Source organism: Nitrospirillum guanabarense (assembly GCF_034653355.1).
Classification (GTDB): Bacteria; Pseudomonadota; Alphaproteobacteria; order Azospirillales; family Azospirillaceae; genus Nitrospirillum.
In genome coordinates this window covers 645,700-671,685 of the sequence record NZ_JAYEER010000001.1, presented here as the reverse complement: position 1 = coordinate 671,685, position 25,986 = coordinate 645,700, and the positions used below count along the sequence as shown (strand labels likewise).

The window sequence follows — 25,986 nt, the reverse complement described above, 5'->3', positions numbered from 1 at the left end:
AATTTTTCATTAATTTTATAGCAATACGATGCGTGCCGCCTCAATTCCTGGCTGATTTGTCCACGGCGCGGGCGGATTTCAGCTCCCGGTGGCATGAAGGGCGTTGCCGCAGACGGCGCGGTTGTTTACCCTCTTGGCTTCACGAAATAAGGCGACCGGCCCGGGGCGGGCCGGTGCCAAAAGAACCAGTCCGCCGGCCGGTATCGGTCCCGCCGGTTGCCAAGGCTGGATCATCGGGGTGTCATAGATGGGTCAGCCGAAGCAATGGACGCTGCTGCGCGCTGCCGAGCAATGCTATCGTGTTGCCGCCAGCGTGCCCTCCGGTCCTGAGCGTGACCTGTGGATCCGCCGGGGCGGCATGTTGGAGGCGGACAGCGTGGCCGCCCTGCTGACCGGCCCCTGGCCCGAGCGCTGGCCGGGTCAAACCTTGCCGGACGACCTGCCGCATGACGAGGCCGCCGAGTCTCTGGCGGTTTCGTCTGTGTCGGCCGACACCGCCAAGCCCGGCTTGATCGAATAATTTCGCGGAACGGCCGCCCGCGCGTTCATTTCTGCCGAACCTCTTGTTACGTGCGACGCAACGGCGCCCTGCGGTCGCCGGTAATTGACACTGGCACATGGCTGGCGGAGTGTGCCCAGCGTATACGACGCGTCATCATCTTCGAGGTTTCTTCAAGTGACCGGCCTAGTTTCTTCCGCCGCACCCTCTTCCTCGGGCCGTTACCCCTCGGGTCGTGAATTGCTGGAGGCCATGGGCCTCGCATCGCGCCAGACCGAACAGCGCATGGAGGCGCTGCTGCCCACCCCCGCCCGTTATATCGGCCGGGTTCAGGAAGCCGCCCGCTACGCCGTGTTCGCCGGTGGCAAGCGCCTGCGCCCCTTCTTGGTGAAGTCGTCCTCCGCCTTGTTCGGCGTGTCCGACGACAATTGGCTGCAGGCCGCGGCGGCGGTGGAGATGGTGCACACCTACAGCCTGGTGCACGACGACCTGCCGTGCATGGATGACGATACCTTGCGCCGGGGCAAGCCCACGACCCATGTCCAGTTCGACGAGGCGACGGCCCTGCTGGCCGGGGACGCCCTGTTGACCCTGGCGTTCGAGGTGCTGTCCCAGCCGGCGGCCCACGCCGACGCGGGCGTGCGCTGCGCCCTGATCGCCAAGCTGGCCCAAGCCGGCGGCACGCTGGGCATGATCGGCGGCCAGATGATGGATATGGAAGCGCCGAATTCCGACTTCGGCTACGACGAAATCCTGACCCTGCAAAAGCTGAAGACGGGCGCGCTGTTCGAATTCTGCTGCGAGGCCGGCCCCATCCTGGGCGGCGCCAGCGAAGCGGAACGCGCCCTGCTGCGCGACTACGCCGCGGATTTCGGCCTTGTCTTCCAAATCTCCGACGATCTTATTGACGCCACCGGCGACGCCGGCAAGGCGGGCAAGACCGTCGGCAAGGATGAGGCGCAGGGCAAGGCGACCCTGATCTCCTTGCTGGGCCTGGACGCCGCCCGTGCCAAGGTGGTGGAACTGGCCGAGCAAGCGGCGGCCCGTCTGGATGGTTTCGGTCCGGCGGCGGATTCGTTGCGCGGCCTGCCCTTCATGCTTATCGACCGAGAGTCGTGATTTATCACGATCTATGCAAAAGTGTTTGTCTGTCACCGGCCCGTAAGAGGTCGGTTAGAATTATTTGGGAGCCGATGAATGGCGACGAAGACCCCGTTGTTGGACCAGTGTCCGACGCCTGAGCGCCTGCGCGCGCTGCGCCCTGAGCAGCTGCGTCAGGTTGCGGACGAGCTGCGGTCCGAGACCATCGACGCGGTGTCGGTGACGGGCGGGCACCTGGGTGCCGGCCTGGGTGTGGTGGAACTGACGGTGGCGCTGCACTACGTGTTCGACACGCCGGCGGACCGCATCATCTGGGACGTGGGCCACCAGGCCTACCCGCACAAGATCCTGACGGGCCGGCGCGACCGCATCCGCACGCTGCGGCAGGGCGGCGGGCTGTCGGGCTTCACCCGGCGGTCGGAGAGCGAGTACGACCCGTTCGGTGCCGCGCACAGCTCCACCTCCATCTCGGCCGGGCTGGGCATGGCGGTGGCGCGGGACTTGGGCGGCGGGAACAACCACGTCATCGCCGTGATCGGCGACGGGTCGATCTCCGCCGGCATGGCGTATGAGGCGATGAACAACGCCGGCGCGCTGGGCTCGCGCCTGGTGGTGATCCTGAACGACAACGACATGTCGATCGCCCCGCCGGTGGGTGCGGTGTCGGGCTACCTGGCGAAGCTGGTCAGCAGCAGCCAGTACCGCAACCTGCGGGACATCGGCCGCCAGGTGGCGGAACACCTGCCCCGGCCGCTGCAGAACGCGGCGCGGCGGGTTGAGGAATACGCCCGCGGCATGGTCATGGGCGGGACGCTGTTCGAGGAGCTGGGCTTCTACTACGTGGGCCCCATCGACGGTCATGACCTGGACCAGCTGGTGCCCATCCTGGAGAACATCCGGGACGAGCCGAACGGCCGCCCGGTGCTGATCCACGCGGTGACGCAGAAGGGCAAGGGCTACGCGCCGGCCGAGGCGTCGGCCGACAAGCTGCACGCGGTGGGCCGCTTCGACGTGGTGACGGGCGCCCAGGCCAAGGCCAAGGCGAACGCGCCGACCTACACCCGTGTCTTCGCCGACGCGCTGATGAAGGAGGCGAAGGCGGACGACAAGGTGGTGGCGATCACGGCGGCGATGCCGTCGGGCACGGGACTGGACCTGTTCGGCCAGGCCTTCCCCACGCGCACCTTCGACGTGGGCATCGCGGAGCAGCACGCGGTGACTTTCGCGGCGGGCATGGCGACGGAGGGGTACAAGCCCTTCGTGGCGATCTACTCGACCTTCCTGCAGCGTGGCTATGACCAGCTGGTGCACGACGTGTCGATCCAGAACCTGCCCGTGCGCTTCGCCATGGACCGGGCGGGCCTGGTGGGGGCGGACGGGGCGACGCACGCCGGCGCCTTCGACCTGGCCTACCTGTGCTGCTTGCCCAACATGGTGGTGATGGCGGCGGCGGACGAGGCGGAGCTGGTGCACATGGTGGCGACCGCGGTGGCCTATGACGCCGGCCCCATCGCGTTGCGCTACCCGCGCGGCGAGGGCGTGGGCGTGGAGATGCCGGAGAAGGGCGAGGTGCTGCCCATCGGCAAGGGCCGGATCGTCCGTGAGGGCAACGCGGTGGCCATCCTGAGCCTGGGCACGCGCCTGGGCGAGGCCGTGAAGGCGGCAGAGGATCTGGCGGCGCGGGGTCTGTCGACGACGGTGGCGGACGCGCGCTTCGCCAAGCCGATCGACCGGGAACTGGTGCGCCGGCTGGCGGTTGAGCATGATGTGCTGGTGACCATCGAGGAAGGCTCGGTGGGCGGTTTCGGCGCCCAGGTCATGCAGTTCCTGGCGGAGGAGGGGCTGTTCGACAACGGCCTGAAGTTCCGCCCCATGGTGCTGCCCGACCGCTATCAGGAACACGACAACCCGGCCAAGCAGTATGACGAGGCCGGCCTCAACGCCAACGGCATCGTCGACACCGTGCTCAAGGCGCTGGGGGCCAACGCTCAGGTGAGGACGGCATGACGACCAAGGTCACCGCTACCACTCTCAAAGGGAAGGCCGTCGCGGCGGCCTTCCTGGCCTTGTCCCTCACCGGCGTTTCGCTGCCGGCCCTGGCCCAGCAGGCCCCGGCCGTGGCGGAGGCCGCCGACCCGGCGGTCGCCAAGGTCAAGGGCTTCTACGACGCGCTGCTGAGCGGCATGAAGCAGGCCAAGCAGCTGGGCGTGAAGGGCCGTGCGGAGAAGTTGGACCCGGTGATCAAGGCCACCTTCGACCTGGCGACCATGACCCGCCTCGCCGTGGGCCCGGCGTGGGAGAAGTTCACGCCGGCGCAGCAGCAGGGCGCCATCGACGCCTTTACCAAGGTGACGGTGGCCACCTATGCCAACCAGTTCGACGGCTTCAACGGCGAGGTCTTCGACGTCGATCCCACGCCCAAGGCGCGCGGGGCCGACAAGGTGGTTGAAACCAAGCTGACCCCCAGCGGCCAGCCGCCGGTTCCGTTGAATTACCTGATGCGCGGCCAGGGCGACCAGATCCGTATCGTCGACGTCTACCTCAACGGCACCATCAGCCAGCTCGCCACCCGGCGTTCGGAATTCTCCGCCGCCGTCCAGCAGGGCGGCGCCGACGCCCTGATCGAGGGCTTGCAGCAGCAGGCGGAGAAGCTGCTGGCCGGCGCCTAAGCCGCCCAGGCCACCAATCCGGAATCGGGCTCGGCTTCCCCATGCGGGAGGCCGGGCCTTTTTCTTGCGTATCCGCCGGAGCGAACACCGCAGGGCGGAGCGGGGAAGGCAAGGACCCGGATGGGCTCCGCCCGCCGCCTGAGGATATCGTTTAAGGAATCGTCGGCATATTGTTGGAGGTGACGCCGATGGCTTCGTCCAGCGCGGCCTGGCGGTTCTGCAGCCACACGCTGCGCAGCAGGGCATAGAAGTCGATGGTGCCCTTGCGCAACTCATCCAGGGTGTCCAGGTTGCGGGCCTTGTCCAGGCCCCCGACCGCGCCGATGGCGTAATTCGCATCACCGCCGTTCGCCTTGTCGAACACCCGGCCCATGGGGTCCGCCCACAGTTCCACGCCCAGGCCCACGCCGTCGCGCACGGTGGAGGGTCCGAACAGGGGTAGGACGAAATAGGGGCTCTGGCGCACGCCCCAGGCGTACAGCGTCTGGCCGAAGTCACCGGTCTGGCGCGTCAGCCCCATGTCGGTGGCGACATCGTACATGCCGGCCAGGCCGATGGTGCTGTTGAAGACGAAGCGCCAGAAGGTGGTGAAGGCGGACTTTATCCGCGCTTGGGCCAAATCGTTGCCGAAGATCAGCGGTTCGCCCAGGTTGGCGATGCCCTGGCGCAGACGCACCTGCACATAATCGGGCACCACGTCGCGGTAGGCGTGGGAGGCGGGGCCGATGGCGTTGTCGTTCAGCCACATATTGGCGTCAAACGTGACGCGGTTGACGTTTTCCATCGGATCCCAAGGCTCGACCACGCCCAGTTCATCGCGGCCCCCGTTGGGGGGGGTGGCGCAGCCGGCCAGCATAAGGCCCATCAGGAGGCAGGCGGCCAGGGCCGCGCGGGACTGTCTGATCATGCTCGCCATACTTTCCTGCGGGATGCCTATCGGGCTGCGCTGCTTCGGGAATGGTCGCGCGCCCGAGGAGAGGGGCCGGGGCGCGACGCTGGGGTGCGGCATTTTGGATAACAAAGGATGGTGTCGACCACCACAATTGGAAATGCACTCCCGAAGTGTAATGTCGGAGCGTGCAACGCAATATGCCGGTCGACGGGTGACGTTCAAAGCCATTAGCGCGCACGGCTGGCGGAGCTATGTCGGCCATCACAGGACGTGCTTTTGTCGTCGGTGTATCGCATTGTCGCGGTGACGGCGTTGCGGCGGCCTTCGCTGGCATGTGCGCCGCGCTTACGTTAAGACCACCCCTTGAATGACAGTATCGCGCCCGCCCGCCGGGCGGTTTCTATTTGAGAGTCCCGCACGGCATGCCGTTCTCGATCACCCTGTTGACCGACGCCCTGGGCTGGGGGTTCGGGGCGCTGTCCGCCACGGGCACGCTCTACACCCTGGCGGCGGCGGACAGCGCGCGGCGCTTCTTCGCGCCGGCATTGGACGGTGCGGGGGGCGGCGCGGGGACGACGGTCGGGCCCGCGCCGGCGGTGACGGTGCTGAAGCCATTGCACGGCGCGGAACCGGGGCTGGCCGATCGCTTGCGGCAGCTGGCCACCCAGGACTATGGCGGCCCGGTGCAGGTGGTGTGCGGCGTCCAGGCCGTCGACGATCCGGCCATCGCCATCGTCAACGCCGTCGCGCGGGAGTTTGACGCGTCCGGCGGCGCCGTGCGCGTCGATCTGGTGGTCGACGGGACAGGCCACGGGGCCAATGCCAAGATTTCCAATGTCATCAACATGATGACCGTCGCCCGGCATGATGTGCTGGTACTGGCCGACAGTGACATCGCCGTGGCGCCCGATTATCTGGCCCAGGTGGTGGGGGCCTTGTCGCGGCCCGGCGTTGGCTTGGTCACCTGCCTCTACCGGGGCGATCCGGTGGCCGCCGGCTCCTTCTGGCAGGACCAGGCGGCCCGGGCTGTGGACCATCACTTCCTGCCCAATGTGCTGGTGGGCCTGCGCCTGGGGCTGGCGAAGCCCTGCTTCGGTTCCACCATCGCCCTGACGGCGGAGACACTGGACCGCATCGGCGGCTTCATGGCTTTCCGCGACATCCTGGCGGACGACCACGCCATGGGCATGGCGGTACGTGTCCTGGGGCTGACGGTGGCGGTCCCGCCGTTCGTCGTTGGCCATCTGGCGCCCGAGTCCAGCCTGGGTGCCCTGTTGAATCACGAGCTGCGCTGGGCCCGCACCATCCGGGGCCTGGATCCGGGTGGCTACGCCGGCTCCATCGTCACCCATCCGGTGCCCTTGGCCTTCATCGGCGCAATTTTCGCGGGCTGGCATGCGTGGTCCCTGCTGCTGCTGGGGCTTGCGGTGGCCGCCCGTCTCGTGCTTCAGGTGACGATTGATGCACGGATCACACGGTCCCGGCCGCGATGGCCTGGATTGATCAGAGACGTCTTGTCATTTGTGGTGTTCGTTGCCAGCTTTGGCATTCGACGTGTGAGTTGGCGCGGACAGCGCTTTTCGGTCAAATCCGACGGCACAATGGTGCCGGTCGGCGAAAATGGTGGGTCATGATGCGGACGCTATTTCTTCAGGCGCCTTCCTTCGACGGTTTTGACGGCGGCGCCGGCTCGCGCTACCAGGCGCGCCGCGAGATCAAGTCTTTCTGGTATCCGACATGGCTGGCCCAGCCGGCCGCGCTGATCGAGAACAGCAAGCTGATCGACGCCCCGCCGCATAAGACCAAGCTGTCGGAAATCACGTCCCAGATCAAAGACTTCGACATGGTGGTGCTGCACACCTCCACCCCGTCGTTCAAGTCGGACGTGGCGACGATCGAGGCGCTGAAGGCCGTCAATCCCAACCTGAAGGCCGGCCTGATCGGCGCCAAGGTGGCGGTCGAGGCGGACAAGAGCCTGGCCCAGGCCCCCGTCGTCGACTTCGTCGCCCGCAACGAATTCGACTTCACCATCAAGGACGTGGCCGACGGCAAGAAGTGGTCGGACATCAAGGGCCTGTCCTTCCGCAATTCCGAGGGCGTGATCGTCCATAACGAGGACCGCGAGATCCTCGAGAACATGGACGCGCTGCCGTGGGTGTCGCCCGTCTACAAGCGCGACCTGGTGATCGAGAACTACTTCATCGGTTACCTGAAGGCGCCGTACCTCAGCATCTACACCGGCCGCGGCTGCAAGTCGCGCTGCACCTTCTGCCTGTGGCCCCAGACCGTGGGCGGTCACCGCTACCGCACCCGCAGCGTCGGCCACGTGGTGGAGGAGATCGCGTGGGCGCAGAAGAACTTCCCCCAGGTGAAGGAATTCTTCTTCGACGACGACACCTTCACCGACAACCTGCCGCGCGCCGAGGCCATCGCCAAGGAACTGGGCAAGCTGGGCATCACCTGGTCGTGCAACGCCAAGGCCAACGTGCCGCGCGAGACGCTGAAGGTCCTGCGCGACAATGGCCTGCGCCTGCTGCTGGTCGGCTACGAGTCCGGCAACCAGCAGATCCTGCACAACATCAAGAAGGGCATGCGCGTCGAGGTGGCTGAGAAGTTCACCAAGGACTGTCATGAGCTGGGGATCCAGATCCACGGCACCTTCATCCTGGGCCTGCCCGGCGAGACGAAGGAAACCATCCAGGAAACCATCAAGTGGGCGGCGAAGATCAACCCGCACACCATCCAGGTTTCGCTGGCCGCCCCGTACCCCGGCACCTTCCTGTACCAGCAGGCCATCGAGAATGGCTGGCTGGACGACGCGAACGCCGAGCTGGTGGACGAGCACGGCGTGCAGATCGCCCCGCTGCATTACGACCACCTGAGCCACTCCGAGATCTTCGGCTCGGTCGAGACCTTCTACAAGAAGTTCTACTTCCGCAGTGGCAAGATCGCCTCCATCGTCGGCGAGATGGTCCGTGACCGGGACATGATGAAGCGCCGCCTGCGCGAGGGCGTGGAGTTCTGGCAGTTCCTGCGCGAACGCCGCAACGCCGCCTGACGCCGGCCCTTAAGCGCCTGCTATCTCGGGTTCAGGACACACCTTCTCATGTCCGTATCCACGCCAGGCGCCGCCGCGACCCCCAGCAATGGGGGATCGGGGCGGCGCCTGATCGTTACGGCGGATGACTTCGGCCTGTCGGCCGCCGTCAACGCCGCCGTCATCGATGCCCACCTCAATGGCATCCTGACCGCCGCCAGCCTGATGGTGGCGGGGGCCGCCGCCAACGCGGCGGTGGCGCTGGCCCATGCCCAGCCCAGCCTGGCGGTGGGCCTGCATGTCGTGCTGGTCGACGGCAAGCCCTTCCTTCCTCCCGACCGCCTTCCCGACCTGGTGGGGCCCGACGGCCTGTTCCGCAACGATCTGGCCAAGGTCGGGGCCTCCATCTTCTTCCGCCCCAAGGTGGCGGCCCAGGTCGCGGCCGAGGTGGAGGCGCAGTTCCAGGCCTTCCGCGCCACCGGGCTGAAGCTGGACCACGTCAACGCCCACAAGCACTATCACCTGCACCCCACCGTGGGCCGCATCCTGCTGGACGCGGCGCGCCGCCATGGGGCCCGTGCCATGCGCGTGCCGGTGGAACCGGCCGATGTCATTCGCGCCGTGACACCGCAGGCCGATCTGGGCTTGCACCGCGTGACCGGTCCCTGGGCCAAGCTGCTGCGCGCCAAGGTGCGCCGCGCCGGCCTGGCCGCCCCCGACCAGGTGCTGGGCCTGGCCTGGACCGGCGCCGTCACGGCGGAGAAGCTGCGCGGCGCCTTGGCCCGCCTGCCGGCCGGCGTCACGGAAATCTACCTGCACCCCGCCACCAGCGACGACGTGCCCGGCGGCGCGCCGGGCTATCGCTACCGCGATGAGCTGGCCGCCTTGCTGGATCCCGAGGTCAACGCCTTGGCCGCCACCTTTCCCCGGGGTGGTTTCCGCGACCTGCCCGTGACCCTGGAATAGGCCCGCACCCATGGAAAAGGCAGCCCGCCTGTTCGCCCTGCTGGGGCTGGTCCTGGCCGTGGTGCTGGTCGCCCGCGAGGACACCAGCGCCCTGTGGGCCCTGCTGAAGACCGCCGGCGTGGGCTTGGTGGCGGCGGGCCTGTTCCATGCCGTGCCCATGGTGGCCAACGCCCGGGCCTGGCAGGTGCTGCTGCCCGGGGCCACGCGGCCCTCGCTGGGCGCCATGGCGCGCAATGTCTGGATCCGCGAGTCGGTCAACGGTTTGTTGCCCGTGGCCCGCATCGGGGGGGAGATCGTGTCCTTCCGCATCCTGCGCCTGGATGGGGTGCGGGTGGCCCCGGCCGCCGCCAGCCTGGTGGTGGACATGGCCATCTCCATCCTCAGTCAGCTGGGCTTTTCCCTGTTGGCGGTGGGCCTGCTGGTGGCGCTGAAGGGCCCCGTGGGCATCGCCGGACAGGTGACCCTGGGACTTTTGGCCATGGTGCCGCTGGTGGCGCTGTTCATCCTGGTGCAGCGCGCCGGCTTGTTCGCCAGGGTCACCGGCGTGCTGGACAGGGCGGCGTCCGGCCGCCTGGCCGGCATCATGGCCCACAGCGCCCGCATCGATCGCGCGTCCAAGGCCATGTACCGCCGCACCGGCGCCATCACCGGCTGCTTCCTGTGGCAGCTGCTGGGCTGGGCCCTGGGGGCGGGGGAGATCTGGCTGGCGCTGTGGGCGCTGGGCCATCCGATGGGCCTGGTCGAGGCCCTGGTGATCGAGGGCCTGATCCAGGCCGTCAGCAGTGCGGCCTTCGTCGTGCCCGGCGCGCTGGGTGTGCAGGAAGGCGCCTTCCTGCTGCTGGGCGGCGCGCTTGGCCTGGACGCGCCCACCGCCTTGGCCCTGGCGGCCGCCCGCCGCCTGCGCGACCTGGTGGTCTTCCTGCCAGGCCTGGTCGCCTGGACCACCATACGCAAAGTCAAGGCGGCGTGATGATCATGATCAAGGCCCCGCGCCCCGTCTCACGCCATCTTCCGGCGCCGTTGCGCGCTGCCAACGGCTAACGCACCGGAGCCTGAACCCATGGCGCACCTTGAGGCCCTCCAGCCGTCCTTGGATGAGTCCCCCCTCACTCCCTTGCCCGCCGTGTCCGGTGGCTTGGCCGCCCGCCTGGGCACGGTGGCGCTGTTGGCCGTGTTGGCCCTTGGCCTGAGCTATGTCGCGGTCAACGTGTCGGGCGACCTGCGCGGGATGGGCACAGGATCCGTGCTGCCGTTCGTGCTGCTGGGTGTGGCGCTGCTGATCGCGCTGGGCTTCGAATTCGTGAACGGCTTCCACGACACGGCCAACGCCGTGGCCACGGTGATCTACACCCATTCCCTGCCGGCGCATGCCGCGGTGGTGCTGTCGGGCCTGTGCAACTTCGCCGGTGTGCTGCTGTCCACCGGAGCCGTCGCCTACGGCATCGTGTCCTTGCTGCCCGTGGAACTGATCTTGCGGGTCGGCAGCGAGGCTGGGTTCGCCATGGTCTTCGCCCTGCTGATCGCGGCGGTGCTGTGGAACCTGGGCACCTGGGCCCTCGGCCTGCCATCTTCCAGCTCCCACACCTTGATCGGGTCCATCATCGGCGTCGGCCTGATGAACCAGCTGATGGCCGCCCCCGGCGCCTCGGCCAGCGGCGTGGACTGGGGCCAGGCCCTCAAGATCATCCAGACGCTGCTGATCTCGCCCATGGTGGGCTTCGTCTGCGCGGCGGGGCTCTTGACGCTGATGCGGGTCCTGGTCAAGGACAAGGCGCTGTTCCAGGCGCCCAAGGGCAGGAGGCCGCCGCCCGCCTGGATTCGCGCCCTGCTGGTCCTCACGTGCTCCGGCGTCAGCTTCGCCCATGGGTCCAATGACGGTCAGAAGGGCATGGGCCTGATCATGCTCATCCTGATCGGCACCATGCCGGCCGCCTATGGCCTGAACCGGGCCATCACCGCCGCCGACACGCCGGCCTACATCGCCACTTTCGACCGGGCTGGCGATGTGCTGGGCCGTCATTCCGAGCGTATGCCGGCCGACCCCCGCGCGGTGGTGGAGGATTATGTCCGCACCGGCACCTTGACCAGCGCCACCCTGGGCGGCCTGCACGAACTGACGGCCAGCATCGCCGACCAGCTGCGCTTCTCCGGTGCCCTGTCCGGCGTGGCGCAGGGCCAGATGCGCAACGACATGTACCTGTCGGCCGAAGCGCTGCGCCGCCTGCAGAAGCAGGGCTTCCCGCTGCTTGACGATGACGACCGCGCGGTGATGAAGGATCTGCTGGGCCGCTACGACCACGCCACCCGCTACATTCCCGCCTGGGTGAAGGTGGGCGTCGCCATCGCCCTGGGCCTGGGCACCATGGTGGGCTGGAAACGCACCGTGGTGACGGTGGGTGAGAAGATCGGCAAGGAGCATCTGACCTACGGCCAAGGCGCATCCGCCCAGCTGGTGGCCATGGGGACCATCGGCGCCGCCGACGTCTTCGGCCTACCGGTCAGCACCACGCACGTGCTGTCGTCCGGCGTGGCCGGCACCATGGCGGCCAATGGCTCCGGCCTGCAATGGTCCACGGTGCGCAACATGGCCACGGCCTGGGTGCTGACGCTGCCGGCCTCCATCGTCCTGGCCGGCGGCCTGTTCTGGCTGTTCCGCCATCTGTTCTGACCCGGTTCGCCGCCGCGCCGGCAGGGGAGCGTCGCCGTATGATCCGGATCATCATCTTCGACCTGGATAACTGCCTGGCCCCGGCCGACGGCATGGGCGTGGCGTTCATGCGGCCGGTATTCGACGCCATCACGGCGGCCAACGGCGGCACCCTGGCCCCGGACGCCCTGGATGCCGCCTTCGCCGACATCTGGCGCCATCCTCTGGATTGGGTCAGCCGGACACACGGCTTCAGCCCCGCCATGCACCAGGCCGCCTGGGCGGCGACGGCGGGGCTGGAGGTGACGGGCGCCATGGCCGACTATGGCGACCTGCCCCTGTTGGCCGAGTTGGGCCTGCCGCTTTACCTCGTCACTTCCGGCTTTCGCCGCTTGCAGGAGAGCAAGGTGCGGGCGCTGGGTCTTGCCCCTCATATGAAGAGCGTCCACATCGACGCCATCGATGAGGCGGGGCACCCGGGCAAGGCCGCGCTGTTCCGGATGCTGCTGGACCAGTCCGGCGTGCCGGCGGCCCAGGCACTGGTGGTGGGCGACAATCCGGAGTCGGAAATCGCCGCCGGTAACAGCCTGGGCATGCCCACGGTCCAGAGTCTCCGTTCCGGCGTCGTTTGGGATGGCCGGGCGCGCTTTCATATTCGCGATCTGCGGGATCTCCGCCGCCTTTTGGACGCGCAAAACGATTAAAGGATCTTTATGGCTGTGGGCTGCTAAGGCCTTGATCCAGTGCGGGTTTGGGATGTCCGGCCAGCAGACCCACACCTTTATGGTTAAGGCAAATCGGCCATTTATTAACCAAATGGTGGGGCCTGCGACATAAAGTTGTCATGACTCGCGCCTTAGGGTGCCGGACCTGCTTTTTCAAGAAGGACTGGCGCCATGGCGCATACGGAAGCCGTGCATTCCCCCGTCGCAACCTCCGGCGGCCCGGCCGCGCGCTATGGAACCCTGCTGTTCCTGGCCCTGATGGCCGTGGGCCTGGGCTACATGGCGGTCAACCTGATCAGTGACCTCAGCGGGGTCGACACCCGCTCCGTCCTGCCCTTCGTGCTGCTGGGCGTGGCGTTGCTGATCGCGCTGGGCTTCGAATTCGTGAACGGCTTCCACGACACGGCCAACGCCGTGGCCACGGTGATCTACACCCACTCCCTGCCCGCCAACGTGGCGGTGGTCTGGTCCGGCCTGTGCAACTTCGCCGGCGTTCTGTTCTCCACCGGCGCCGTCGCCTTCGGCATCGTCTCGCTGCTGCCGGTCGAACTAATTCTGCAGGTGGGCAGCGACGCCGGCTTCGCCATGGTGTTCTCGCTGCTGATCGCGGCCATCATCTGGAACCTGGGCACCTGGTACCTGGGCCTGCCGTCCTCCAGCTCCCACACCCTGATCGGGTCCATCATCGGCGTCGGCCTGATGAACCAGCTGATGGCCACCTCCGGCACCGCCACCAGCGGCGTCGACTGGGGCCAAGCCACCAAGATCGGCTGGTCGCTGATCCTGTCGCCGCTGGTGGGTTTCCTCTGCTCCGCCGCCTTGCTGGTCATCATGCGCACGCTGATCAAGGACAAGAAGCTGTTCACAGCGCCCGAGGGCAACAAGGCCCCGCCGTCCTGGATCCGCGGCCTACTGGTGCTGACCTGCTCCGGCGTCAGCTTCGCCCATGGCTCCAACGACGGGCAGAAAGGCATGGGCCTGATCATGCTGATCCTGATCGGCACGGTGCCCACCGCCTACGCCCTGAACCGCGCCGTCACCATCCATGACACGCCGGCCTACATCGCCACCTTCGACCGCGCCAGCGAGGTGCTGAGCCACTATGTCAAGGAAACCCCGGCCGATCCCCGCGCCACGGTTGAGGACTTCGTCCGCACCCGCCAGGTGACCGACGGCACCATGGGCGCCATCCACGACCTGACGGCCAGCATCGCCGACCAGATCCGCGCCTATGGCTCGGTCGACCAGGTGCCGCAGGAAAAGGTGCGCAACGTCCGCAACGACATCTACCTGTCGGCCGAGGCCCTGCGCATCATCCAGAAGAAGGGCGATCCCGCCATCGCCGCCGCCGACCAGCCGGTGCTGAAGGAACTGCTGGGCCGCTATGACCACGCCACCCGCTTCATCCCCACCTGGGTCAAGGTGGGTGTGGCCATCGCCTTGGGCCTGGGCACCATGGTGGGCTGGAAGCGCATCGTGGTGACGGTGGGGGAGAAGATCGGCAAGGAACACCTGACCTACGGCCAGGGCGCCTCGGCCGAACTGGTGGCCATGGCCACCATCGGCGCCGCCGACGCCTTCGGCTTGCCAGTCAGCACCACGCACGTGCTGTCGTCCGGCGTGGCCGGCACCATGGCGGCCAATGGCTCGGGCCTGCAGTGGTCCACCGTGCGCAACATGGCCATGGCCTGGGTACTGACCCTGCCGGCCTCCATCGCCCTGGCCGGCGGCCTGTTCTGGCTGTTCCGCCACCTGTTCTGAGGGAGCACGCATCCGCGTCCTCGTCCTCGATTTCCAGTTCGCCTTCGGCTTCCCGGAAATCTCCGGCGCCCGCGGTCGCGGGCTAAGCGGCACGAAACGCACTTTCATGCCGCTGGTATAGAGACGACCCAGCCAACAGCCGCCGGGGCGGTCCATCAGGGCCGCCCCTCCGCTTTTTGGGCTCAGCCCTCGACGGCCCGGCGTAGGGCGCCGATGTCCAGTTTGATCATCTGCCGCATGGCGTCCATGGCGCGGGCCGCCGTCACCGGGTCCGGGCTGGTGACCAGCTCGATGAATCCGGTTGGCACGACTTGCCAGGTGACGCCGAACTTGTCCGTCAGCCAGCCGCAGGCGTGGGTTTTGCCGCCATCGGCGGTCAGCGTCTCCCAATAGCGATCGACCTCCCCCTGATCGGCGCAGTCGATGACGAAAGAGATGGCTTCGTTGATCTTCCAGTGGGGGCCGCCGTTCAGGGCGATGAAGGGCTTGCCGTCCAGCTCGAACGCCACGGTCATGACCATGCCGGCGGGACGGGGGCCCGACTCGCCGTAATGGCTGATGGTGGTGATGTGTGAATTGGGGAAGACGCTGACGTAGAAGCGGGCCGCGTCTTCCGCCTGGGTGTCGAACCACAGGAAGGGGTTGATGTTGGGCATGTCCTCGTCCTTTTTCTGGAGAAAGGCGCGGGCAGACTATGCGCCTTCCCCCCAAGGACGACCAGCGCCCCCTACGGTCGACAACACCCCTGAAAAATTATTCCGCCGGCGTCTTGGGCGGGCCCAGCAGGGCCGGCAGGAACAGCAGCGCCGTGACCAGGATGCTCGCCAACGAGAACACCAGCAGCTCGCCCATGCTGGCGGTGCCGGGGTGGTGGCTGGTCCACAGGCTGCCGAAGGCGGTGCCGGTCGTCAGGGCCGACAGGATGGTGGCGCGGGTGAGGCTGGAGGTCAGCGGGTTGGTCTGACCCTGCCGCCAGGCCATGACGTAATAGATGTTGAAGGCCGTGCCGATGCCGAACAGCAGGGGCAGGGCGATGATGTTGGCGAAGTTGATGGGCTTGCCTGCCAGGATGGCGGCGGCCAGGGTCAGCAGGGACGCCAGGGCCAGGGGCGCCAAGGTCTTCAGCACGTCGCCCACGTCGCGCAGGGTGACGGCCAGCAGGATGGTCACCAGGATCACCGCCAGTATGCCCGCCTGAAGGAAGGCGTGGATGATGGTGGCGCTGCTTTCCTGGATGCTGATGGGCGTGCCGGTGGCGTCGGGGGCGATGGTGCGGACGGCCTTCACGAAGCGCTTCAGCACCCGGTTGTCGTTGCTGTCGCCCTTGGGGAAGACGGAGATGCGGGCATGCCCGTCCGCCGCCACCCAATCGCGCTTCAGATCCTCCGGAAGGTCCTTGAAGGTCACCGGCGTGGCCTGCAGGCTGTCGTTCACCTGGGCCAGCATGGTCTGCAGGCCGGGCTCCACCGCCTTCTGGAAAATGGGCACGAGCCTCTCCGCCGGGCCGGCCAGGGCCCCCTCCAGCGCCTTCTTGAAGCGCAGGGCGGAGGTGCCGGCCGGGCTGGCGGCGTCGGGGGCCAGCTTGTCCAGGGCGGCGACGATGCCGGTCATGGATTGGCGCACATCCTCGATGCTGGGGGCCGGGCGCACGTCGGTGGGTGCCAGGCTGGGGCCGATCAGCGACGCGGCGTCAGAGATGGCCGCCATCTTGGCGTCCTGGTCGGTGGGGATGTAGTCGTCCAGCGTGATGGCTTGCGCCACCTCCGGCAGCTTGGACAGCTTGTCGGCCAGGGCCCGCGCCTCATCCTCCGAATTGGCCAGCACGTCGATGGTGTTGGGCGTGAACAGGGGGTCCTTCATCAGCTCCAGCACCACCGACACCGCCTCCGTCTTGGGGCTGCGCAGGTTCAGCGGGTTGAAGTCGAAGGACAGGCGCGGCAGCAGGGCGGCGCAGGCCACGGCCAGCACGGCGCCGGCGCCCAGCACCCAGCCGCGGCGGTTCAGTACCAGGCGGTCCAGAGGTGCCAACGCCTTGTACCCCACCTCCACCTGCTCTCCCTTCGGGCGCAGCAGCATCAGCAGGGCCGGCAGGAAGGTGACGGACAGCAGGAAGGCGACACCCATGCCCACGCCGGCGATGATGCCCAGCTGCGACACGCCACGGTAATCGGTGGGCAGGAAGGCCAGGAAGCCGGCGGCGGTGGCCGCCGCCGCGATGGTCAGGCCACGGCCGACGCCGCGGCCCGCGGCGGTCAGGGCCTCGGCCAGGTCGTCATGGGCCAGCCGGTCGGCGCGATAGCGGACGGAGAACTGGATGCCGAAGTCCACGCCCAGGCCCACGAACAGCACAGTGAAGGCGATGGACAGCAGGTTGAAGGGGCCGGTGGCGATCAGGCCGAAGGCGGCGGTGGCGGCCAAGCCGATGACCACGGTCAGGAGGATGGCGCCCACCATGCGGAAGGACTTCACGGCCAGCCACAGCAGCACCAGCACGGCGATGCCGGTCAGGCTGCCGTTGAAGGCCGCCCCCTCGCCCAGGGTGCCGAATTCCTCGTCGGCCATGGGCACCTCGCCCGTCAGGCGGACACGGATGCCGTTTTCCGGTGTCAGGCCCAAGTCCCTGGCGGTGGTGCGGATGGCGTCGGACGCCATGGCGCCCGGCTGCAGGTCGTTGAAGTCCAGCACCGGCTGCACCAGGATGAAGCGGCGCAGTTCCATGGGGTTGGGCGGCTGGCCCGACACCAGGCCGCGCCAGTTCAGCGGCACCATCTTGCCCTGGGTCGCCGCCTCCAGCGTGCCGGACAGGGCGTCGAAGGGGCGCTGCAGATCCTCCAGCTTGGCCTGCCCGTAGCTGACGCCCTGCAGGTAGGTGCCCAGCGTGTCCAGCAGGCCGCGCGCCGACGGGTCGGCGGCCAACGGCCCCAGCAGCGGTTGCGCCTGGATCAGCGACTGCATGGTGGACTGCACTTCCTCGGTGGGCAGCAGCATCAGGCCTTCGCGGTCGAAGTAGGGGCCGCCGTCGGGGCGGAAGACGTTGCGCACGATGTCGGTGCGCTTGGCCAAGGCGTTGGCCAGCATGCGGGTGGCGCGTTCCGCCAGTTCCGGCGTGACGCCGTCCACGACGATGGCGGTCTGCTGCACCTTTTGCGGATACAACTTGTCGAAGGCGATCTCGCGCTGGCGCCAGGGCAACTGGGGCGACAGCAGCTTCACCGCGTCGGTATCGATGGTGAAATGGGTCCCGACGTGGAAGGCCGCGGCCGCCCCCAGTATCAGGCCGGCCAGCAGCGTCAGCCGCCAGAGGCGGCAGCAGGCGGCCACCAGCAGGGCCACGCGGTCGTTCAGACCCATTTTTCCTCCGGCGCGCGCCATTCCTGGATTCCCTTCTTGAACACGCCAAAAGGGCGCCGGTTTCCCGGCGCCCCTTCTTCCCACTTTCCCCACTTAAATATCAGGCCTCGCGATAGGCCAGCAACAACAGGCCGACCAGGACGAAGCAGGTGGGCCAGATCCAGCCGGCCCAGCGGGCGTCGCGCCCCGTGCCCCGTATCTGCAGCCAGCGGGCGGCACCGGCGGCCACGCCCAGCACGGCCAGGAACAGGTGGCTGAGTTCGATCAGCAGTTGTTCCTTGATGTTGCTGATGGCGTGGTTGTGGGTCAGCAGCAGGTCGCCGCCCACGGTGGTCAGCACGGGGAAGACCAGGGCCAGGGCCTGGTTCTTCCACCGCCCGGTGCGCACGCCCCATTCGAAGACGGTGAAGGCGATGATCAGCACCACGAAGGACCGGTGCTGCACCACCTCCGGATCGCGGAAGCTGTCCCAGAAGCCGACGTCGCCCATGGGCCAGGTCTCGGGGTCCGACCGCAGGAACAGGAAGCCCGCCAGGATCAGGAACAGCAGGGGCCAATGCTTGGCCCAGCGCAGACCCGCCCGTTCCAGCAGGGCGAAGACGCCGACCAGCAGCACGACCAGGCCCGCCCAGTGGTGGTTGTACTCCGACCAGGCGATGTCGTCGGCGTTGCGGGGCGGCAGCTCGCCGGCGCCGGGCACGAAGGCCTGGGGCCGGTTGCTGGCCTGCTGGTCGCGCCATTCCTTGTCCAGCTTCTCCTGCAGGGCGGGAATGGCCAGGCTGTCGTGGCTGGGGCTTTCCAATCGCGGCGGGATGACGGGGGTCATGCGCTCCACCACCTCGGCCCAGGTGGCGCGGTCGTCCGTCAGGTCGCTGGCCGGTGGCTGCGAGGTGATGGAGCCGGCCGCCAGCAGGATGGCGATGGCGAAGGCGATCTCCACTTCCACGAAGCGGCGCACCCGGGTCAGGCTTTCCCCCTGTCCAGCGGCGAAGCGGCGGATGGTGCGGAAGTTGCCCAGGCCCAACAGCAGCAGGATGCCCAGCATGACACCCTTGGTCGCCGCCATGGCGCCGTAGGCCGTGCCGTAGAAGCCCTGCAGGCCGCCGATGAAGCCGATGCTGATGCCGATGGCGCCCAGCACGATCAGGATGACGCCGGTGATGGACATCAGGCTGTAGCGTTGGCCGATGGCCGCCCCCTCGTCACGCGACTGGGCCTGGCCCAGCGACGACAGGAAGGCGGGCAGGCCACCCAGCCACAAGCCGGCGCCCAGGATATGCGAGAAGGTGGCCAGCAGCATCCACAGGCGCTCACCCGGGCGGGCGGCGGCGTGGCTGGTGGCCAGCGACGCCACCAGCATCAGCAGGGCCAGGGCCGTCAGGATGGCGACGCGGGGGCGGGTCATGTGGCCGCGCGCCACCACCACGATGGCGACGGCCGCCAGCACCTGGACGATGCCGGCCTCGATGAAGAAGGCGCCCGCCACCTGCAGCACCGGCATCTCCAGCGTGCCGGATAGCACCAGGGCGTTCAGCGTCAGCGACGACAGGGTGGCGATGGCGGTGGCGATGCCGCCCCAGCGGGCGTATCGCGCGCCGGCGTCGGCCACCGCGTCGGCGGACAGCTTCAACTGGGGCGCCAGCGGCAGGGCCAGGCAGGTCAGGAACAGCACGCTGCCGAAGGCCATGGTCATGGCCACCAGGTTGATGCCGTTCAGGACGACGGTCAGGTAACCGAAAATATCGACAAGGGTATCCACGTGCGGCAGGCCCCGGTTACGGCTGGGTCACGGTGAAGGGAATGTCGCCGCGGGTGGTGTGCCCGTCCACGGCCAGGACCTGCCAGCGCAGCTTATAGCTGCCGGCGAAGGGCAGGGTGACCTGGCCGGTCAGCGTCTCGTCGTCCGGGCTTTGGGACATGGTCACCGGCACTTCCGTCTTGTCGGCGGCGATGACGGTCAGCTTGGACCGCGCGCGGTCAATTCGGCTGTTGAAATGGACCTTCAGGACGTTGCCGCCCGCGCCCAGCGTGTCGTTCACCTTGGGGCTGCTGTCGATGACGATGGCGTGGGCCTGGGCGGCCGCGGGGACCAGCAGGGGCGCCAGCGCGGCGCCCGCCAGGGCCACCAGACCCAGGAAGGGGCGGGTGGGGCGGGAAACGGGGGGCCGTACGGTCGACACGGGGGGTGTTCTCCTCTGGGTACCACGAAACAGGTATAAGGCCCGGCGCCGCCCTCGTGACGGGGTGGGGGCGATTGGGCCTGGTCGGATGGGCCGCTGCCGGGACCGATCCGCGTGCGTCAGGCGACGTTTTACGGGGTCGGTGTCGGGCGCGACAGGGTCTATGTCAATTCTTTCCGTCATCGTTCCGGCTGCGGCGACGGAGATCAAGCATCATGCATAGCGCATCTGGGTCGCATTTGGGGGCGTGGCGGTTGCGCCGCGCGTGACGTTTTGTTGCATATGCGTCATCGGCGTATCCGCTATCACTGGGCAGGGAGAGGTTCTTCCCCTATAGCCCTCCCGCCGGAAGATGTTCGGGTTTCCTGTCCACTAAAGATGCCGTTAGCCAAGGTCTAGGCCCCCCGTTGCCGCGATGCCACACATGAAGCGTAGATCGTTCAAGCAATCGCCGCGCATTGGCACGCCTTAAATTTTGTGCAAGTCTGGCCTGACCATAGGGCGGTGGCGGATTCGATTGGCACGGGTATCTATCGCCGGTGTTCGATCGGGGCGGGGGGTCGGTTTTACCATCCGTAGCCAATATGGACCTGGCGGACCCTGTCCGGCGGGGGACTGTTGGTATCGCTAACATGTTCAAGTGGGGTGCCCTGGCGGGTCCGTTGCCGATGATGGACTTGGGGTATCCCTCCAGGGGTTTCCGCAATGCAGGTAGTTCTCGCCCAGCCGCGGGGCTTCTGCGCCGGAGTGATCCGCGCCATCGACATCGTCGAGCGGGCGCTGGAGCGCTACGGCGCACCCGTTTATGTGCGGCATGAGATCGTCCATAACCAGCACGTCGTTGAGGAGTTGCGGGCCAAGGGTGCCCGGTTCGTCGAGGATCTGGCGGAGGTGCCGGCCGGCGCCCTGACCATTTTCAGCGCCCACGGCGTGTCGCGCGCCGTGGAGGTGGAGGCGGAGACGCGTGAGTTGCGCATCATCGACGCCACTTGCCCGCTGGTGTCCAAGGTACATACGGAGGGCAAGCGCTACGTGGCGCAGGGCCGGACGGTCATCCTCATCGGCCATGCCGGCCATGCCGAGGTGGAAGGCACCCTTGGCCAGATACCGGGCCGCACGTACCTGGTGTCCAGTGTCGATGACGTGGAGGCCTTGCCCCTGGCGGCGGAGACGCCGCTTGCCTATGTGACGCAGACGACGCTCAGCGTCGATGACACCCGATCCGTCATCGCGGCGCTGAAGTATCAATTCGTGGATATTTTGGGTCCCGACACCAAGGATATCTGCTACGCCACGCAAAATCGGCAGGCGGCGGTGCGGGAACTGGCCAAGGTGGCGGATCTTATCCTGGTGGTTGGGTCGGCAAACAGTTCCAATTCCAACCGCCTGCGGGAAATTGGTGAGGAATTGGGCGTGCCCAGTTACCTTGTCCCTGACGAGCACGCCATCGACCCGGCCTGGCTGGCGGGGCGCGGTGTGGTGGGCGTCACAGCCGGCGCCTCGGCGCCGGAAGTACTGGTGGACGGTGTGATCGCGGCGCTGCGGCGCCTGGGTCCCATCGAATTGTCGACATTGCCGGGCATCGTGGAAGACGTTCAGTTCCGCTTGCCGGAAACGCTGGCCTGACGCGCACGCCGGTTGGTGGTCTTTTGGCCGCCAATTCGGTAGAGAAAATGTTTCAACCAGCGCCGCCGTGGTTAATGGCGCTGGGGTTCAAGGAGATTGAAGGCATGGGTATTCCGCTGCATCAGGTCGTCCGTATCGGCTCGTATCTTCTCAAGAAGCGGCTGACGGGCGTGAAGCGCTATCCCTTGGTCCTCATGCTGGAACCGCTGTTCCGGTGCAACCTGGCCTGTGCCGGCTGCGGCAAGATCGACTACCCGGATGAGATCCTGAACCAGCGGCTGCCGCTGGAGGATTGCTTGTCGGCGGTGGACGAGTGCGGCGCGCCCGTGGTGGTGATCGCCGGCGGTGAGCCGCTGCTGCACAAAGAAATCGACCAGATGGTCGAAGGCATCATCGCCAAGAAGAAGTACGCCATCCTCTGCACCAACGCGCTGCTGATGGAAAAGAAGCTGGACCTGTTCAAGCCCAGCCCGTATTTCACCTGGTCGGTGCACCTGGACGGCGACCGCGAGGCGCACGACAAGTCGGTCTGCCAGAAGGGCACCTACGACCGCGCCGTGGCCGCCATCAAGGCGGCGAAGGACCGGGGCTTCCGTGTCAGCATCAACTGCACCTTCTTCAACGACGCCGATCCGGAGCGCGTAGCCCGCTTCTTCGACAGCGTCATGGAGATGGGCGTGGAAGGCATCACCGTCTCGCCGGGCTACGCCTATGAGCGCGCGCCCGATCAGCAGCACTTCCTGAACCGCACGGCCACCAAGAACCTGTTCCGCGAGGTCTTCAAGCGCGGCAACGGCGGCAAGAACTGGCGGTTCAACCAGTCGACCATGTTCCTGGACTTCCTGGCCGGCAACCAGGAATACCACTGCACCCCGTGGGGCAACCCCTGCCGCACCTACTTCGGCTGGCAGCGTCCCTGCTACCTCCTGGGCGAAGGTTACGCCAAGACCTTCAAGGAACTGATGGAGGAGACGGAGTGGGACAAGTACGGCACCGGCAACTATGAGAAGTGCGCCGACTGCATGGTCCATTGCGGGTATGAGGCCACCGCCGTCACCGACACCCTGGCCAACCCGCTGAAGGCCGCCTGGGTCGGCCTGCGCGGCGTGAAGACCAGCGGTGACATGGCGCCGGAGATCAGCCTGGCCAACCAGCGCCCGGCGGAGTTCGTGTTCTCACGCCATGTCGAGAAGGCGCTGGCTGACATCCGCGCGCGCGACGCCAGCAAAGCCGCCGAGTAAGGCCTTAAACGCCGCCTCGGAATCCCGGGCCAGCCGCATCAGTTGCGGAATCTGGCCCGGCTGACGCCACAGGGACGCCAGGATCCGCAACAGGTCCGGCGTCCCGTTGCGTTTCAGGGGGGATGTGGCCGCCGGCGGCAGGGTCATGTGCGCCGGGTCGCACACGGCCCGCAGCACCGCCACCGGCACGCCGAAGCGGGCGCCCACACGGGCCGCGATCTGGGATTCGGTGTCGACCACCGCCGCCCCCGTGGCGGCAAACAGGGCCTGTTTGTCCGCCACCGTGTCGATGATGCGCCCCTGCCCCGCCACCGGCGCCACCATGGCCCGGGGCAGGGCGTCGGCCAGGCCGGCCGTCCACTCGGCATCGGGCAGGAAGTCGCCACCCTCTGTGACGATGCGGTTGGCGATGACCAGGGTCCCCGGCTCCAGGCCCGGCTGCAGGCCGCCGGCCAGACCGAAGCTCAGGAAACCGCTGGCGCCCGGGGCATGGGCCGTCAGCTCCCGCTCCGTCCGTTCCAAGTCACCCGCGCTGATCAGTGGCAACCAGCCGCGCCCCTGGGCGATGGCGGCTTCCCGCTTCAACCCGGTGACGACGATGATGGGGCGCGCCATGACACGCCGCTGAGCCTGGACCATATCTTTTCCGGTGAACTACTAAGCGCTCAAATGAACCATGTTCTAGACGGTTCATGATGGATGCTCTTATTAATCGGTTTTGCCGGAATTTACAGCGCGCGTTTTATTGAAGCGCTGCTTGTCTGGTTTTGCGCCGTACGGACGTCCCCGGCAAGAGAGGGGTTCCCTTAAAATTAGCGTCGCCACTGCGGTTCTGCCAGGATTACCATGTTCAAGTGGGCATGCGTGATGGGGGAAGTTGTGAAACATTTAAAGAGAATATTGGCAATTGGTGCTGCGGTTGTGTTGTCCGCCCATACAGCCCAGGCTCAGACAGGGCAGACGGATGCGGGACGCATCACTCTATATGCGGCGGGCTATGGCCTGAATGTGGCACGCGTAGTCACGACGGCGCCACTTGTGGATCTGGGCTGTGGCCTTCCGGACGGCTATCTGACCAATCCCAATGATCCAGGCTCCACCCTTTACCAGAGTACGCTGCTATCCGCATACCTCGCAGGACGCCAGGTGCAACTGATCTTGAACGGTTGTTATTTACAGCGGCCGCAAATTATCGGGGTGATCGTCCTGCCGCAATAAACCAAAATTACGGTGCAGGAAGCTGGCCACTACAGACCGTAGTGGACCAGCTTGCTGTTGCTGTTGGACAGGTTGCGGTAGCGCGCCATGGCCCACAGGGGGAAGTACTTGGAATAGCCGTGGTAGCGCAGGTAGAAGATGCGGGGGAAGCCGCCGCCGCTGTAATACTCTTCCTTCCACAGGCCATCCTCGCCCTGGTTGCGCGTCAGCCAGTCGATGCCGCGCGCCACGGCCGGATGCTCCACCGCGCCGGCGGCCATCAGGCCCAGCAGCGCCCAAGCGGTCTGCGAGGCGGTGGAGGGGAAGGGCTGGTAGCCCTTGTAGTCCAGGGCGTAGCTTTCACAATCTTCGCCCCAGCCGCCGTCGGGGTTCTGGATCTGCACCAGCCACTCCACGGCCCGCTTCATGGCGGGATGGTCCGGGGTCAAACCGGCGGCGTTCAGGCCGTTCAGGGCCGACCAGGTGCCGTAGATATAATTCACGCCCCAGCGGCCGAACCAGCTGCCGTCCTTCTCCTGCTCCTTCAGCAGGTAGTCGACACCTTCCCGCATGGCCTTGCCGTCCTTGTCGGCGCCCAGCTGGGCCATCATGCCCAGACAGCGGCCGGTAACGTCGGAGGTCGGCGGGTCCAGCAGGGCGCCATGGTCGGAGAAGGGGATGTAGTTCAGGTAGTAATGGGTGTTGTCGGCGTCGAACGCCCCCCAGCCGCCGTTGCGGCTCTGCAGGCCTTCCACCCATTCCGCGCCGCGGGCCACCGTCATGTCGTAGTCGGCGGGCAGGCCGGCGGCGGCCAGCCGCAGCTGGGCACGGTTGAAGGCCATAACCACCACGGCGGTGTCGTCCAGGTCGGGGTAATGGTCGTTGCCGTACTGAAAGGCCCAGCCGCCGGGGCGGACGTTGGGGCGCTGGTCGGCCCAGTCGCCCTTCACGTCCAGCACCTGCTCACCCTTCAGCCATTCCAGGGCCTGGCCGGTGCGGGCCAGCGCCTCGTCCGTGCCCACCTCCAGCATGGCGTGGCACAGCAGGCTGGTGTCCCAGACGGGGCTGACGCAGGGCTGGCAGAAGGCCTCGTCCCGCGCCTCGTCGATGATCAGCAGCTTTTCGATGGCATGGCGGGCTGTCGCGACCTCGGGATGCTTGGGCGACCAGCCCAGCAGGTCGAACATCATGACGGTGTTGGCCATGGCGGGGTAGATGGCGCCCAGGCCATCCTCGCCATTCAGGCGCTCCCGCACGAAGGCCACCGCCTTCTCGACGGCCCTGTCACGGCTCTTCTTGGGGAAGTAGGGCTGGATCAGGCGCAGCACGCGATCGATGACGCCGAAGATTTCGCCCCACGGCTTCTTCACGTGGGGCGCCTTGGGCCAGGACTTCACCTGGTCGGCCGGAACCAGGAACAGCTCATCGATGCGCAGGTTGCGCGGGTTCTTGGCCTTGGATTTCAGCGCCATCAGGACCAGCAGGGGCACGATGACGGTACGCGCCCAATAGCTGATCTTGGTCAGATGGAAGGGGAACCACCTGGGCAGCAGCATGATTTCCACCGGCATCACCGGCACGGCGGTCCACGGCACGGCGCCGAACTGGGCCAGCATGATGCGGGTGAAGACGTTGCTGGCGGCCGCCCCGCCATTGTCGCGGATGGCCTGGCGGGCGCGGGCCATGTGCGGCGCGTCGATGTCGTCGCCGATGGCCTTCAGCGCGAAGTAGGCCTTCACGCTGGCACTGATGTTGAAGGCGCCGTTGTGGAACAACGGCCAGCCGCCGTGGTCGCCCTGGATGCGGCGCAGGTAGTTGCCGATGCGGCGCGCGATCTCGGGATCCGGTTCCTCACCCAGATGGTGCTTCAGCAGGATGTATTCGGCGGGAATGGTGGCGTCGGCCTCCAGGTCGAAAACCCAATGGCCGTCGGCCGCCTGGCGGTCCATCAGGACGCGGGCCGCGCGGTCGATCGACCGCTGCAGCACCCCTTCGTTGACGCGGGCCGAAGCGGCGCCGGTGCCGACGAAATCGGCTTCCATACGAACATCCATGACCAAGCGACCTCTACAAACGCGACTTAACCTGAAGCGG

The 25,986-nt window shown here is 67.1% G+C and carries 21 protein-coding genes; 14 read left to right on the top strand and 7 right to left on the bottom strand.

Going from position 1 to position 25,986, the window contains the following annotated elements:
* Positions 1-247: 247 nt before the first annotated feature.
* From UAA55_RS02785 to UAA55_RS02770, 4 genes are all read left to right on the top strand, one after another.
* On the top strand, positions 248-520 hold the full coding sequence (locus tag UAA55_RS02785; RefSeq protein ID WP_322951142.1) for a hypothetical protein: 273 nt from the start codon (positions 248-250) through the stop codon (positions 518-520).
* 231 nt (positions 521-751) lie between these two features.
* Entirely contained in the window at positions 752-1,618 is an 867-nt protein-coding gene (locus UAA55_RS02780) for a polyprenyl synthetase family protein (RefSeq protein ID WP_322951141.1), read from the top strand.
* A gap of 78 nt (positions 1,619-1,696) precedes the next feature.
* Positions 1,697-3,607: a 1-deoxy-D-xylulose-5-phosphate synthase gene (gene dxs, locus UAA55_RS02775; protein WP_322951140.1), complete on the top strand. Its 1,911-nt coding sequence runs from the start codon at positions 1,697-1,699 to the stop codon at positions 3,605-3,607.
* The gene (locus UAA55_RS02770) at positions 3,604-4,269 is read left to right on the top strand and encodes an ABC transporter substrate-binding protein (protein WP_322951139.1); all 666 of its coding nucleotides are present in this window, start codon (positions 3,604-3,606) and stop codon (positions 4,267-4,269) included. Before dxs ends, UAA55_RS02770 begins: the two co-directional genes overlap by 4 nt.
* A 151-nt stretch (positions 4,270-4,420) precedes the next feature.
* Here the strand turns inward: UAA55_RS02770 and UAA55_RS02765 are convergent, their stop codons facing one another.
* The gene (locus UAA55_RS02765; RefSeq protein WP_322951138.1) at positions 4,421-5,176 is read right to left on the bottom strand and encodes an MlaA family lipoprotein; all 756 of its coding nucleotides are present in this window, start codon (positions 5,174-5,176) and stop codon (positions 4,421-4,423) included.
* 407 nt (positions 5,177-5,583) lie between these two features.
* On the opposite strand from UAA55_RS02765, the gene hpnI reads away from it, so the two are divergent.
* The 7 genes from hpnI (at position 5,584) to UAA55_RS02730 (ending at position 14,297) form a co-directional block, all read left to right on the top strand.
* A complete protein-coding gene (gene hpnI / locus UAA55_RS02760) occupies positions 5,584-6,795 on the top strand; it encodes a bacteriohopanetetrol glucosamine biosynthesis glycosyltransferase HpnI (protein WP_322951137.1) in 1,212 nt (403 codons plus the stop codon).
* On the top strand, positions 6,792-8,219 hold the full coding sequence (hpnJ, locus tag UAA55_RS02755) for a hopanoid biosynthesis associated radical SAM protein HpnJ (RefSeq protein ID WP_322951136.1): 1,428 nt from the start codon (positions 6,792-6,794) through the stop codon (positions 8,217-8,219). The genes hpnI and hpnJ overlap by 4 nt, the downstream gene beginning before the upstream one ends.
* A 48-nt stretch (positions 8,220-8,267) precedes the next feature.
* On the top strand, positions 8,268-9,164 hold the full coding sequence (gene hpnK / locus UAA55_RS02750) for a hopanoid biosynthesis-associated protein HpnK (protein ID WP_322951135.1): 897 nt from the start codon (positions 8,268-8,270) through the stop codon (positions 9,162-9,164).
* A 10-nt stretch (positions 9,165-9,174) separates the two neighbouring features.
* The gene (locus tag UAA55_RS02745; RefSeq protein WP_322951134.1) at positions 9,175-10,134 is read left to right on the top strand and encodes a lysylphosphatidylglycerol synthase domain-containing protein; all 960 of its coding nucleotides are present in this window, start codon (positions 9,175-9,177) and stop codon (positions 10,132-10,134) included.
* 90 nt (positions 10,135-10,224) lie between these two features.
* Entirely contained in the window at positions 10,225-11,832 is a 1,608-nt protein-coding gene (locus UAA55_RS02740) for an inorganic phosphate transporter (protein WP_322951133.1), read from the top strand.
* Between the two features lie 38 nt (positions 11,833-11,870).
* The gene (locus UAA55_RS02735) at positions 11,871-12,515 is read left to right on the top strand and encodes an HAD family hydrolase (RefSeq protein WP_322951132.1); all 645 of its coding nucleotides are present in this window, start codon (positions 11,871-11,873) and stop codon (positions 12,513-12,515) included.
* A 192-nt stretch (positions 12,516-12,707) separates the two neighbouring features.
* Positions 12,708-14,297, top strand: a complete 1,590-nt coding sequence (locus tag UAA55_RS02730; RefSeq protein ID WP_322951131.1) for an inorganic phosphate transporter — start codon at positions 12,708-12,710, stop codon at positions 14,295-14,297.
* A gap of 182 nt (positions 14,298-14,479) precedes the next feature.
* On the opposite strand, the gene UAA55_RS02725 is transcribed toward UAA55_RS02730, so the two are convergent.
* The 4 genes from UAA55_RS02725 to UAA55_RS02710 form a co-directional block, all read right to left on the bottom strand.
* Positions 14,480-14,953, bottom strand: coding sequence for a VOC family protein (locus UAA55_RS02725; protein WP_322951130.1), 474 nt, complete (start codon positions 14,951-14,953; stop codon positions 14,480-14,482).
* Positions 14,954-15,050: 97 nt separating this feature from the next.
* Positions 15,051-17,648 carry an MMPL family transporter gene (locus tag UAA55_RS02720; protein WP_322951129.1) on the bottom strand — a complete coding sequence of 866 codons (2,598 nt, stop codon included), beginning with the start codon at positions 17,646-17,648 and terminating at the stop codon, positions 15,051-15,053.
* A gap of 100 nt (positions 17,649-17,748) precedes the next feature.
* Complete coding sequence (locus UAA55_RS02715; protein ID WP_322951128.1) at positions 17,749-19,407, bottom strand: CopD family protein; 1,659 nt, start codon at positions 19,405-19,407, stop codon at positions 17,749-17,751.
* A 16-nt stretch (positions 19,408-19,423) separates the two neighbouring features.
* Positions 19,424-19,828, bottom strand: coding sequence for a copper resistance CopC family protein (locus UAA55_RS02710; protein ID WP_322951127.1), 405 nt, complete (start codon positions 19,826-19,828; stop codon positions 19,424-19,426).
* Positions 19,829-20,533: 705 nt separating this feature from the next.
* Between UAA55_RS02710 and ispH the strand changes: the two genes are divergently transcribed.
* Together ispH and hpnH are read left to right on the top strand one after the other, a co-directional pair.
* Positions 20,534-21,454 carry a 4-hydroxy-3-methylbut-2-enyl diphosphate reductase gene (gene ispH, locus UAA55_RS02705; protein WP_322951126.1) on the top strand — a complete coding sequence of 307 codons (921 nt, stop codon included), beginning with the start codon at positions 20,534-20,536 and terminating at the stop codon, positions 21,452-21,454.
* 104 nt (positions 21,455-21,558) lie between these two features.
* On the top strand, positions 21,559-22,695 hold the full coding sequence (hpnH, locus tag UAA55_RS02700; protein WP_040850176.1) for an adenosyl-hopene transferase HpnH: 1,137 nt from the start codon (positions 21,559-21,561) through the stop codon (positions 22,693-22,695).
* Here hpnH and UAA55_RS02695 read toward each other — a convergent pair.
* Entirely contained in the window at positions 22,630-23,310 is a 681-nt protein-coding gene (locus UAA55_RS02695) for a phosphorylase family protein (protein WP_322951125.1), read from the bottom strand. The genes hpnH and UAA55_RS02695 overlap by 66 nt on opposite strands.
* 231 nt (positions 23,311-23,541) lie before the next feature.
* On the opposite strand from UAA55_RS02695, the gene UAA55_RS02690 reads away from it, so the two are divergent.
* Positions 23,542-23,913, top strand: a complete 372-nt coding sequence (locus UAA55_RS02690) for a hypothetical protein (protein WP_322951124.1) — start codon at positions 23,542-23,544, stop codon at positions 23,911-23,913.
* Between the two features lie 29 nt (positions 23,914-23,942).
* On the opposite strand, the gene shc is transcribed toward UAA55_RS02690, so the two are convergent.
* Positions 23,943-25,946, bottom strand: a complete 2,004-nt coding sequence (gene shc, locus UAA55_RS02685) for a squalene--hopene cyclase (RefSeq protein ID WP_416235152.1) — start codon at positions 25,944-25,946, stop codon at positions 23,943-23,945.
* Between the last annotated feature and the right edge of the window lie 40 nt (positions 25,947-25,986).